Annotated in this window: 13 protein-coding genes; 5 read left to right on the forward strand and 8 right to left on the reverse strand. The window is 44.9% G+C overall.

Going from position 1 to position 12,113, the window contains the following annotated elements:
• Positions 1–282: 282 nt before the first annotated feature.
• From I2D56_RS00780 to I2D56_RS00790, 3 genes are all read left to right on the forward strand, one after another.
• Positions 283–813 carry a hypothetical protein gene (locus tag I2D56_RS00780; protein ID WP_006595548.1) on the forward strand — a complete coding sequence of 177 codons (531 nt, stop codon included), beginning with the start codon at positions 283–285 and terminating at the stop codon, positions 811–813.
• Positions 814–900: 87 nt separating this feature from the next.
• Complete coding sequence (locus I2D56_RS00785) at positions 901–2,073, forward strand: NAD(P)/FAD-dependent oxidoreductase (protein WP_195347759.1); 1,173 nt, start codon at positions 901–903, stop codon at positions 2,071–2,073.
• Between the two features lie 196 nt (positions 2,074–2,269).
• Complete coding sequence (locus tag I2D56_RS00790; RefSeq protein ID WP_195347760.1) at positions 2,270–3,607, forward strand: sodium-dependent transporter; 1,338 nt, start codon at positions 2,270–2,272, stop codon at positions 3,605–3,607.
• A 322-nt stretch (positions 3,608–3,929) separates the two neighbouring features.
• Here I2D56_RS00790 and I2D56_RS00795 read toward each other — a convergent pair whose 3' ends face one another.
• The 6 genes from I2D56_RS00795 to tsaB all read right to left on the reverse strand — a co-directional run bounded on the left by I2D56_RS00795 (position 3,930) and on the right by tsaB (position 7,952).
• Complete coding sequence (locus I2D56_RS00795; RefSeq protein WP_048715770.1) at positions 3,930–4,598, reverse strand: hypothetical protein; 669 nt, start codon at positions 4,596–4,598, stop codon at positions 3,930–3,932.
• A 125-nt stretch (positions 4,599–4,723) separates the two neighbouring features.
• Positions 4,724–5,053: an AzlD domain-containing protein gene (locus I2D56_RS00800; protein ID WP_006595542.1), complete on the reverse strand. Its 330-nt coding sequence runs from the start codon at positions 5,051–5,053 to the stop codon at positions 4,724–4,726.
• Positions 5,040–5,735, reverse strand: a complete 696-nt coding sequence (locus tag I2D56_RS00805) for an AzlC family ABC transporter permease (RefSeq protein WP_006595541.1) — start codon at positions 5,733–5,735, stop codon at positions 5,040–5,042. The genes I2D56_RS00800 and I2D56_RS00805 overlap by 14 nt, the downstream gene beginning before the upstream one ends.
• 87 nt (positions 5,736–5,822) lie before the next feature.
• The gene (gene tsaD, locus I2D56_RS00810; RefSeq protein ID WP_195347761.1) at positions 5,823–6,845 is read right to left on the reverse strand and encodes a tRNA (adenosine(37)-N6)-threonylcarbamoyltransferase complex transferase subunit TsaD; all 1,023 of its coding nucleotides are present in this window, start codon (positions 6,843–6,845) and stop codon (positions 5,823–5,825) included.
• Positions 6,835–7,272, reverse strand: a complete 438-nt coding sequence (gene rimI, locus I2D56_RS00815) for a ribosomal protein S18-alanine N-acetyltransferase (protein WP_195347762.1) — start codon at positions 7,270–7,272, stop codon at positions 6,835–6,837. Before rimI ends, tsaD begins: the two co-directional genes overlap by 11 nt.
• The gene (gene tsaB / locus I2D56_RS00820) at positions 7,269–7,952 is read right to left on the reverse strand and encodes a tRNA (adenosine(37)-N6)-threonylcarbamoyltransferase complex dimerization subunit type 1 TsaB (protein WP_023027296.1); all 684 of its coding nucleotides are present in this window, start codon (positions 7,950–7,952) and stop codon (positions 7,269–7,271) included. Before tsaB ends, rimI begins: the two co-directional genes overlap by 4 nt.
• A 283-nt stretch (positions 7,953–8,235) precedes the next feature.
• Here tsaB and I2D56_RS00825 point away from each other — a divergent pair, with 283 nt between their 5' ends.
• Positions 8,236–8,466 (forward strand): DNA-dependent RNA polymerase subunit epsilon, encoded by a 231-nt coding sequence (locus tag I2D56_RS00825; protein WP_123160642.1) that lies wholly within the window; start codon positions 8,236–8,238, stop codon positions 8,464–8,466.
• A gap of 3 nt (positions 8,467–8,469) precedes the next feature.
• The gene (rnjA, locus tag I2D56_RS00830) at positions 8,470–10,152 is read left to right on the forward strand and encodes a ribonuclease J1 (RefSeq protein ID WP_023027298.1); all 1,683 of its coding nucleotides are present in this window, start codon (positions 8,470–8,472) and stop codon (positions 10,150–10,152) included.
• Positions 10,153–10,301: 149 nt separating this feature from the next.
• Here the strand turns inward: rnjA and glnA are convergent, their stop codons facing one another.
• On the reverse strand, positions 10,302–11,648 hold the full coding sequence (gene glnA / locus I2D56_RS00835) for a type I glutamate--ammonia ligase (RefSeq protein WP_023024488.1): 1,347 nt from the start codon (positions 11,646–11,648) through the stop codon (positions 10,302–10,304).
• Positions 11,649–11,689: 41 nt separating this feature from the next.
• A complete protein-coding gene (locus I2D56_RS00840) occupies positions 11,690–12,055 on the reverse strand; it encodes a MerR family transcriptional regulator (RefSeq protein ID WP_023024490.1) in 366 nt (121 codons plus the stop codon).
• Positions 12,056–12,113: the final 58 nt, after the last annotated feature.

Below are 12,113 nucleotides of genomic sequence, written 5' to 3' on the forward strand. Positions count from 1 at the left end.
CCTTCTTTCCATGACGTCACTTCCCCTTGATTATAGCACAAATAAAAGGTTTCGGTATATTTTCTTTGTATTTTCAAAAAATAATGCCCTTCTTGGTCCCCACTTCCCCATTTTCTTCGTATTCCTTTAGCGATTTTTTCTCCTTTGCTCCTCCAAAAGGAACCGAATAGCTTCAAAAATCAACCAAATAGATTTTTCCCCCTATTTGACTTCAAAAGCTTGTATACTAATCGTAACTGAAAGATAGCTCAGTTATTTACTCAATAGCAAAGGAAAGAATCTATGATCTATGTCATTGAATACAATTATCCCTCTAAGATGTTAGTCGAACATATTAACAACTATCTAGAGAAAAAACGGGTTCGTAATCTACCAGTCAAGCTGGTCTATAATGGAAATATCTCCTATATCGACTATGACTTGAAAAACATTTACTTCTTCTCCTGTCAAGGAAATTCTGGAATCAACGCCTACAAAGAGCTGGAACGCATCCGAAGAAATGATCCCTTCGGACGCATTATCGTTCACTCTAACAAGGTAGACGGACGTAGACTCATGGACCATAAGCTACAAGTCTATGGTTTGATGGAACTAAGCCTTAGTGACTACGGAAAGCCAGACCTCTATTATCAAGAGCTCGACTTCTTGCTCGGTGATCTCTACGAAGAGCTCTGGGAAATGGCAGCAGAAGCCAAGTACGCTGCTGGGAAGAAAACCAATCAGCTCTTCCCACGCTGGGGTCCTGAAATCGGCATTTACCCACCTAAGCGTTATTCCATCCACCTCCGTCAAAATCCAGACGAAGACAATTAACTCATAAAAAGTGGAGCCTGGGGACAGGGTCCATTTTTTATGTTACAATGAACTGGAAATAAAACGAGACGAGAAAAAGGAGACCTTATGAACCACTACGATACCATTGTCATCGGAGGAGGGCCTGCTGGCATGATGGCCACCATCTCCAGTTCCTTCTACGGGCAAGCAACCCTCCTCTTGGAAAAAAACCGCAAACTAGGGAAAAAACTAGCTGGGACTGGTGGAGGTCGGTGCAATGTGACCAACAATGGAAGCCTGGACGATCTCCTAGCAGGCATTCCAGGAAATGGACGTTTCCTCTACAGTGTCTTTTCTCAATTTGACAACCATGATATCATCCGCTTCTTCACAGAAAACGGGGTCAAGCTCAAGGTCGAAGACCATGGTCGTGTCTTTCCAGCTTCAGATCGTTCCCAAACGATTATTCAAGCTCTGACAGATAAGATTGCCGAGCTCGGCGGTCAAGTTCGCTGCCAAGTAGAGGTAACCTCTGTGAAGAAAATCGATGGACAATTCGTCATCAAATCCAAAGATGAGACCTGGATGGCAGACCGCTTGATTGTGACAACTGGTGGAAAGTCCTACCCTTCGACGGGTTCCACCGGCTTTGGCCACGATATCGCCCGTCACTTTAAGCACACTATCACGGAACTAGAAGCTGCTGAAAGCCCCCTCCTGACAGATTTCCCCCACAAGGCCCTTCAAGGGATTTCCTTAGACGATGTGACCCTCCACTATGGCAAACACCACATTACCCACGACCTCCTCTTTACCCACTTTGGCCTATCTGGTCCGGCCGCCCTTCGCATGTCAAGCTTTGTCAAAGGAGGAGAAATCTTGACACTAGACAGTCTCCCTCACTATTCTAAGGAAGAACTCTCAGCAATCCTAGAGGAAAATCGTGAGAAGTCCTTAAAGAATGTTCTGAAGGCCCACCTGCCAGAACGCCTGGCGGAATTCTTTGCTCAGGATCTTCCGGAAAAGGTGAAACAACTCTCTCCTAAAGAAATCAATGCCGTACTAGCGAAAGTAAAGGAACTCCCAATCCCTGTAACAGGGAAGATGTCCTTGGCCAAATCTTTTGTAACCAAAGGCGGCGTCAGCCTCAAAGAAATCAATCCCAAGACCTTAGAAAGTAAGTTGGTCCCCGGTCTTCATTTTGCTGGGGAGGTCCTGGATATCAATGCCCATACAGGAGGATTTAACATTACTTCTGCCCTCTGTACCGGTTGGGTGGCCGGAAGTCTCCACTATTGACAGCTTTTTCAAAAGATGTTAGGATTATTTTTAGAACAAATCCAGCAACAAACATAAGAGTCGTCTTCTTAGAGATGTCACTTTGAGTTTCATGGCTATTTAGTTCGTACTAAATAGCCTTTTTCTTTTGTCTATGAAAGAGCCTTTGCTGGTCTTTGCTTTCTTCCTATATTTGAATTAGAAATGGAGAATCCATATGGAAAAATCTCAATGGGGTTCCAAAATTGGCTTTATCCTAGCCTCTGCAGGTTCTGCAATTGGTCTTGGGGCTGTTTGGAAGTTTCCCTATATGACCGCCGCTAACGGGGGCGGAAGTTTCCTTCTTGTTTTTTTGATAGCAACTCTACTTATCGGCTTCCCCCTCTTACTGGCTGAATTTACTCTAGGACGTGCAGCTGGTGTCTCTGCCATTAAGACCTTTGGAAAACTCGGTGGCCTTCGCCTCTATGATGGGATCGGTTGGATCGGTGCCTTTGCCCTGTTTATCCTCCTCTCCTTCTACAGTGTCATCGGTGGTTGGATCCTGATTTATCTAGGTGTTGCCTTGGGAGAGTTATTCCAACTTCTCTCAGTTAGTGACTATACCCAGCTCTTTGGAGAGATTATTTCAAATCCCTGGTTGGCTCTTGGGGCCCAGGCCATCTTCATCCTCCTCAATGTCTTGATTGTTTCCAAGGGGGTGGAACAAGGGATTGAAAAGGCCTCAAAATTCATGATGCCACTTCTCTTCATTATCTTCTTAGTCATGATTGGTCGTTCCTTGACCTTACCTGGCGCTTGGGAGGGAGTTAGCTATTTCCTCAAGCCAGACTTCTCCAAGATGACTAGCCAAGGTCTGCTCTATGCTTTGGGCCAATCGTTTTTCGCCCTCTCCCTAGGGGTGACAGCCATGTTGACCTATGCTTCCTATTTGGACAAGGACACTGACCTGGTCCAATCCGGGATTTCCGTCGTCTTCATGAATATCGCCGTTTCCATCATGGCGGGCTTGGCGATCTTCCCAGCTATGTCAGCCTTTCAAATCCCTTCTACTAGTGGACCTGGACTCCTCTTTGTAGTCCTTCCACAAGTCTTTGATAAGATGCCTTTTGGAACTCTCTTCTACCTGCTTTTCCTTCTTCTCTTCCTCTTTGCAACTATTACCTCATCCGTCGTCATGTTAGAGATTAATGTCGGGAACGTCACCAACCAAAACAACAAACAGCGGGCTAAATGGAGCCAAATCATCGGCCTTCTGACCTTTGTCTTTGGGATTCCATCTGCCCTTTCCTATGGAGTACTCTCCAAGTGGACCCTTTTTGGAAAATCCTTCTTTGATTGTATGGACTTTTTGGTTTCCAACCTCCTCATGCCTTTTGGAGCTCTCTGCCTCTCCCTATTTACAGGCTATATCTTTGATCAAGTCCTAGCCCAAGAAGAACTCAAGGTGGGAGAAAAGAAAACCAAGCGCTTCTTCTTCAAACTCTGGGTTTTCTTGCTTCGCTTTGTGATTCCAATCGTCATCCTCATTGTCTTTATTACACAATTTATCTAAAACAAAATCCACGACTCCTTAGGGATTCGTGGATTTTTGAATGCAGACAAACTATTTTTTTTTATAAAACAGCTGGATAATTTTTAAAAAATGACTTTCATTTTTTAGTCATTTAAGAAGATGAAAAACTTTACGGCGTGAGAAAAGTGCCTGAAACAACTGTGTTTCAGGCACTCGGGAATTTTGAGACCTTAGGCTCAAAATTAAGTCATGGAACTTCGTAGAAGTTCGCTGACGTCCGTACTCACCTAAGGAAAGTTTCTAAAATTACTTTATCTTCAATCTGAAATCCACGACTCCTTAGGGATTCGTGGATTATTCTTTATTTTGTAAGGGAAACACGGAAATCATTGTATTTGTTATAATCAAAGTCTTCATTAAGCCCTGTTACAAATACAATCGGTGTATAATGGCCCTCTTCTAAGATGAAGCCGGGTTTTACCTTCATATTGGCTCCCCCAAGTCCAGCAATCCCTGGAAGAAGGGCATCAAAAGCGCCAGGTTCGTCTGTTTCCCAGTAATAGACATTACCAGATGCTTGAACTGCCTTGGCTTTCGTTGTTGCAGTACGAACAGGATTCAAATCAGCTTGATAAAAGTTCGCTGTTGTAGTGACCGTACCGTCTGCAGCCACGGTCATTTGAACATCTTTGGCAATTTCAGTTGTTCCTGTCCAAGTCCCTACCAGCTCTTCTGGCACCATTTGAGACGAATCTGTGGCCTTGTTAGTGCTTGCTGCACCAGATCCTGCATTGGTTTGACCTGAGTTTCCTGCATCTTGAGAAGCAGCTTGTGCCCCTTCTTGCGCATCCGTTTCAGTAGCTTTTGTCTCTTTCTTACCAGAAGCTGCCTTTGCTTTTTTCTGACTAGACTTCACCGTCGTTTGTGCTTCTTTGGCAGAAGATTTGTTCTCTTCTTTTTTTGAACCACAGGCTACGAGTAGGCTTGCAGAAGTTAATCCTAAAAGTGCTAAACTTGTCCATTTTTTCATCATGATGATCCCTCACTTCATTTGATAAAAACTATTATATTACAATATTACTCAATGTCAAGTATTTTTGAAATATTTTTGTAATATTCGTAACAAATAGTAATCTATCTAAAAATTCAGGAGATTCAGGCGACAAGCAAACGTAAGAGGGCAACCAAGACAATCCCGAATAGAACCGTACCCATTAGGTTTTTGTAGCGAAAGGCTACTATCATGGTCGGAATGGTTGCGACCAGATCCACCCACCGAACTTGAGGAAGCTGGCCTACTTTCCCCTCTACCAGACTGGAAAGGATTAGGGCAAAAATGATGGCAATGGGAAGGTACTTTAGAAAACGCAGAACCGGATCTGGCAGACCCCGGTATTTGACCAAAACGAAGGGCAGAATGCGTGGAATCCAGGTGACCACTGCGGACGTCAAAATAACCAAGAAAATCCAACTATTCACGCGCATCGCACATCACCCCCACGAAACAGCCTGTTAAAGTAGCCACTAAAACGGCCAAGGATTGGGTCAAAAAGAAGGTCAAGAGGAAAAAGCTAAGGGCCACAGCACCTAAAACAAGGAGCATGGTAGCCATCTTCTCCGTCAAACGCATGCCTTGAAACTGACCTGCAAAAATCCCAATAAACATAGCAACTAAGGCGAAGTCCAGGCCGAAGGCACTAGGATTGGGTAAGAGGGAACCCAGCGCTGTCCCCAAAATAGTTGAGGAGCCCCAGGCTAGATAACCGACCACATTATTGCCATGCATCCAGGGAACAGTAATCCGGTCACTTTTCAATTTTTCACTCAAATAAACCCCGTAACTCTCATCTGTCAACAAACTACCAATTCCAATATTATGGACCAGGCTAGCCTCCTTAAAATCAGGGGAGGTATGCAGACTCATGAGCATATTACGCAAATTGATGAAAAAGACGGTTAAGGCAATATTCATGAGGGACGAATGAACCGCAATCAAAGAGATCATAGCAAACTGAGAAGCCCCTGCGTAAACCAAGAGACTCATCAAGCCCATTTCTAAAGGGGAGAGATAGGGAGACGCCACCACACCACAGGCTAAGCCAATACTGATATAACCCAAGGCCGTCGGAAGGGCATCCCTGACCCCCTGCTGAAAATTCTTTTCCACTCTTTCTTCCTTTCTTTTTTGATGCTATCTATTATAACAAAAAAAGGGAGGGGAAACGTCCTCACGTCATTTATGTTCGTTTTTTAACTAATCTAAGTTCTCTTCTATCGGATCAAAAGCGAGACTTGGCTTGGCATTTAAGTCTAAGCTAGCAAAATTTCCCTTATTCCATTCGCTGACACTGGCATAGGCAATCATCCCCGCATTGTCCCCGCAGAGGCGTAGAGGAGGAATGATGACCTTAACATCTGTGATCTCAGAAGCCAGGCGTTCACGTAATCCTTGGTTGGCCGCGACTCCTCCCGCCACCACCAGGGTCTTAACCGGGTATCTTTCTAGGGCTTTTTTGGTCTTGGCCATCAAGATATCCATCACCGCTGCTTGGAAGGAAGCCGATAGGTCTTCCTTGGACAGACTCTCGCCTTTTTGCTCGGCATTGTGGTGGAGATTGATAAAGGCTGATTTGAGCCCTGAGAATGAGAACTCCAGATTGTCTTCCTTGATCATGGCGCGTGGGAAATCGTAGATATCCTGACCCTTATGTGCCAACTCGTCAATCTCACGACCGGCTGGATAGGTCAAGCCCATGACACGGCCGACCTTATCATAGGCCTCACCCACTGCATCATCACGTGTTTCCCCAACGATCTTATAATCACCCGCCTCCGAGACATAGACCAACTCAGTGTGTCCTCCGCTGACCAGCAAGGCCAAGAGCGGAAATTCTAAAGCCTCAACGCTTTGAGCGGCCATCAAGTGCCCTGCCATATGATTGACAGGAATCAAAGGAATCCCATGGGCCCAGGCAAAGGCCTTGGCTGCAGCAAGACCGACCAAAAGAGCTCCAACCAGACCTGGTCCGTAAGTTACCGCAACTGCTGTGACTTCTTCTTCTGTAATTCCTGCTTCTTCTAGCGCTTCCTCAATACAGGCCGTAATAACTTCGACATGATGTCGACTGGCAACTTCTGGAACCACTCCCCCGAAGCGTTTATGGCTTTCAATTTGGCTGGCAATGACATTGGACAAGAGCTCTGTATCGTTCTTTAAGACGGCGACACTGGTCTCATCACAAGATGTTTCAAATGCCAAAATATATCTATCCTTCATTTGCTTCCCTTTTCATCATAATGGCGTCTTCGGTAGGTGCATGATAATACCCTTTCCGGCAACCAATTTCTTTAAATCCTTGTTTCTGATAGAGAGTCCGAGCCGGAGTGTTTCCTTCTCTCACCTCTAAAAAGACCTCTTTCTCCTGAGGAACAGTTTCTAGTAGCTGACGAGCAATCCCGCGCCCTTGCCACTCTTTTCGAACAGCAATTTGGACGACCTCTAGCTCATAGAGATTTTCTTGCATGGCCAAGAAGCCCACCAATGCTTCCCCACTGTAGGCCAAGGCATACCAATTTTGAGCTTGACCGAGATCCGCTAGGACTTGCTCCAAGGTCCAAGGACTTTGTCCATAGACATCGTCTAAGATTTCTACCAACTGAGGGGCTAAATCGAATCGCCCCGCCTCCTTCTCGATACGGATCATAGGCGTTTGATGTAGGACTGACCGGACTCTTGATGGTCCTTGAGCCAGTTTTCCTCAGCTTCTACCCGCTTGAGGTAGTTGGGCACAAAACCATGAACGGAGACAGCTTCTTTTGTAAGTCCTAGTCGACCGATCCGTACCGCATCCGGTAGGGTTTCTACCATCTGAGCACTCGGTAAGGCCTCTTGTATCTGCTCGCGAAAGGCTTCCACTTCCCCAAGGAAGGTCACCTTTTCAGCTCCCTTTACTCTTTCTAATACGGCTTCAAAAGAAAGGTGCCCCTCCGGGTAGACCAACTGATCCTCTTGGTAAAAGCCCGCATAGACATGGTTGCGCCGCGCATCCATGACTGGAATGGCCAGACCTTCTATCTCTTCTGGTACCAAGGCTAGTAAGCTCGACACCCCTACTAAGTCAATCTTTAGCGTTTGAGCTAGGGTTTTAGCCGTTGCTACCGCAATTCGTAAGCCAGTATAGGATCCAGGCCCTTCTGCTACTACGATACGGTCCAAATCCGTCGGTTTCCAATCAATGCTGGCCATCAAAAATTCAATGGTCGGCATCAAGGTAATGCTGTGGTTTTTCTTGATCGTCAGCGTTAACTCTGCTAATCGGTTTTCTTCCTCCAAAAGGGCAACGGATAGGGCCTTACTGGAGGTGTCAAATGCTAATACTTTCATGTTTTCTCCTCGTTGTCTGCTTCATATTATACTACAAATAGACGCCAAACGGTAGAGGAAGCACCCCCAGACTGTCAAATCACCTGCTCTCTATTCCTTCTAAAAAAGCGCTTCCTTCTGCTTTCAGACCCTGCTTGCATCTTTTCCTTAGAGGCTATTTATGGTATAATGAATAATAATTATATCGAATCAGGACAACATAAAGCAAGAATAGGTGTCTCAGCTAGTTACTAGCTGTTTCTTTTCTGCTACAGTCCGAACAAATGAAAGGAACCGAAACGAAATGATTTACAAAGTTTTCTACCAAGAAACAAAAGAACGCAACCCTCGTCGTGAAACGACTCATGCCCTCTATCTCGATATTGATGCTAAGAATGAGTTAGAAGGACGCATTGAAGCTCGTCGCCTTGTTGAGGAAAATACACCTTACAACATCGAATTTATCACCCTCTTGTCAGACCAACATCTAGAATATGAAAAAGAGTCTGGCGCATTTGAAATTACGGAGTTCTAATCCATGGCATATACCTTAAAACCTGAAGAAGTTGGTGTTTTCGCCATTGGAGGTCTCGGGGAAATTGGTAAAAATACCTATGGGATTGAATACCAAGACGAAATCATCATTGTAGATGCTGGGATCAAGTTCCCTGAAGATGATTTGTTAGGGATTGATTACGTTATTCCTGACTATTCCTATATCGTTGAAAATATCGACCGTGTCAAAGGGGTCTTGATTACTCACGGACACGAAGACCATATCGGAGGAATTCCCTTCCTCTTGAAGCAAGCCAATGTGCCTATCTATGCTGGACCTTTGGCCCTAGCCCTTATTCGTGGAAAATTAGAAGAGCATGGCCTCCTTCGTGGTGCTAAACTCTATGAAATCAACCAAAATACGGAGTTGACCTTTAAGCATATTAAAGCGACCTTCTTCCGTACGACCCACTCTATTCCAGAACCTTTGGGGATCGTTCTCCACACGCCTCAAGGAAAAATTGTCTGCACGGGAGACTTTAAATTTGACTTTACTCCAGTTGGTGAGCCAGCCGATCTGCACCGGATGGCCGCACTAGGAGAGGAAGGCGTTCTCTGTCTGCTTTCTGACTCAACCAACGCGGAAGTCCCAACCTTTACCAACTCTGAAAAAGTCGTTGGCCAATCCATTATGAAGATTATTGAAGGCATTCATGGACGCATCATCTTTGCTTCCTTTGCATCAAACATCTTCCGTCTCCAACAGGCTGCAGATGCCGCTGTTAAAACTGGCCGTAAGATTGTTGTCTTTGGACGCTCGATGGAAAAGGCCATTGTCAACGGGATTGAGCTGGGCTATATCAAGGTACCACCTGGAACAATTATTGAACCAAGTGAGATCAAAGACTACCCGGCAAACGAAATCCTCATTATGTGTACAGGGAGCCAAGGGGAGCCAATGGCGGCACTATCTCGTATCGCTAATGGAACCCACCGCCAAGTGCAATTGCAACCGGGTGATACCGTTATCTTCTCATCTAGTCCGATTCCTGGCAACACAACTAGCGTCAACCGCCTGATCAACATCATCTCTGAAGCAGGAGTCGATGTCATCCACGGTAAGATTAACAATATCCATACCTCAGGACACGGTGGTCAACAAGAACAAAAACTTATGTTGCGCTTGATCAAGCCAAAATACTTCATGCCTGTCCACGGTGAGTACCGCATGCAGAAGATTCATGCTGGACTTGCGCGTGATTGCGGAGTAGAAAAGGATAACATCTTCATCATGAGCAACGGTGATGTCCTTGCCCTCACAGCCAACTCGGCTCGTATCGCAGGAAGTTTCAATGCTCAAGATATCTATGTCGACGGAAATCGCATCGGAGAAATCGGAGCTGCTGTCCTTCGTGACCGCAAAGATTTATCAGAAGACGGTGTTGTCCTAGCTGTTGCGACAGTTGACTTCAAGTCAAAAATGATTTTAGCTGGACCAGATATTCTCAGTCGTGGTTTCATCTATATGAGAGAGTCTGGTGACCTGATCCGTGAAAGTCAACGTATCCTCTTCAATGCTATCCGAATCGCCTTGAAGAACAAAGATGCCAACATTCAAACCGTACACGGTGCTATTGTCAATGCCCTCCGTCCTTTCCTTTACGAAAGTACGGAACGTGAACCCATCATCATCCCGATGATTTTGACACCAGATGAAGAAAATTAAGTAAAAAGAATGAGGCTGGGACAAAAGTCCTAGCCTCTCAATTGTCTTTGGATTGTCGAGCAAGACGCAGTGGTTGAGGTGGGACGATGAAATCGAATTCTAACGAATGACCGACTTCTGTCCCACTCTCATTTTTTGTATGGATTTGCTTAGTACAAGTCCAAGTAGTTATCAATTTCCCATTGTGAAACGAAGGTTGCATAGCTTGCCCACTCGATGCGTTTGGCTTCTAAGAAGCTCGTGTAGATGTGTTCACCGAGAGCATTCTTAACTACTTCATCTTCCGTCAAGGCTTTCAAAGCATTGTGAAGAGTAGATGGAAGGTCAGTGATGCCAGCTTCTTTACGCTCTTCAGCTGTCATGATGTAAATATTTTCTTCGATTGGTGCTGGCGCTTCAATCTTGTTCTCAATCCCATGCAAACCAACTTCTAAAAGAACAGCCATAGCGATGTATGGGTTAGCCATCGGATCTACGGAACGCAATTCCAAACGAGTTCCCATACCGCGTGAAGCAGGTACACGCACCAATGGGGAGCGGTTGCGTCCAGCCCAAGCGATGTATACAGGAGCTTCAAAACCTGGTACCAAACGTTTGTAGGAGTTGACAGTCGGGTTCATGATGGCTGTGTAGTTGTAAGCGTGCTTGATCAAACCACCAAGGAAATGATAAGCTGTTTCTGACAACTGCATTCCTTTTGGATCATTTGGATCAAAGAAGGCGTTGTTCCCTTCGGCATCAAACAAGGACATATTGCAATGCATACCAGAACCAGCGATACCAAATTTTGGTTTAGCCATAAAGGTTGCATACAAACCATGTTTACGAGCAATGGTTTTTACAACGAGTTTAAAGATTTGAATCTTGTCACAGGCGCGAAGAACTTCATCGTACTTAAAGTCAATTTCATGCTGACCTACAGCCACTTCGTGGTGACTGGCTTCTACCTCAAATCCCATTTGGGTTAAGACATTGACGATCTCACGACGAGTGTTATCCGCAAGGTCTGTAGGTGCCAAATCAAAATAGCCACCCTTGTCATTCACTTCAAGAGTTGGGTCTCCATTTTCATCTAGTTTAAAGAGGAAGAATTCTGGCTCTGGTCCAAGGTTGAACGATTTGAAGCCAACTTCTTCCATGTGACGAAGAGCACGTTTGAGGTTTCCACGTGGATCTCCTGCAAATGGTTCCCCTTCTGTTGTATAGACATCACAAATCAAGCCTGCGACACTACCGTTCTCATCTCCCCAAGGGAAAACAGTCCAAGAGTCCAAGTCAGGATAGAGATACATATCAGACTCATTAATCCGAACAAACCCTTCGATAGAAGATCCATCAAACATAGCCTTGTTTGATAAAACTTTTTCCAACTGTTCATCTGTCGCTGGAATTTCAACGTTTTTCATGGTTCCTAAGATATCTGAGAACATCAACCGAATAAAGGTTACATTTTTTTCTTTGACTTCGCGACGAATATCTTCAACAGTAATTGACATGTGTGTCTCCTTATGAATAAAGCAATAAGTAAAAAGAATGATCAGCGTAACTGACCATATGGCGATGAGGTCGTATGAAAGCGACTTTGCTGAAGAATGTCGCGATGAAGGGCCTTGCGAACTTCCTTCTCGCTAACTACCTTGGCAGCTTGGCGTTTAGCTTCTTTCTCAGCAATCCGTTTTTTGATTCCTGCAATATTAAGGCCTTCAGATAAGTAATCCTTAATCTCCAACAGGCGATCCATATCGTTGAGAGAAAACATCCGACGATTGCCCTCTGTACGATCCGGAGTAATGAGTTGCTGATCTTCGTAATAGCGAATCTGACGAGCTGTTAAATCTGTCAATTTCATAACACTACCAATCGGAAAGACCGCTAACGTTCGTCTTAATTCCTTTTCTTTCATATCCGACCTCCTTTTCCTTCTATTATAACGCAAAAAAAACCGATGTCAAGATTAAAAT

It is taken from the genome of Streptococcus australis (genome assembly GCF_015553625.1).
GTDB lineage: Bacteria > Bacillota > Bacilli > Lactobacillales > Streptococcaceae > Streptococcus > Streptococcus australis_B.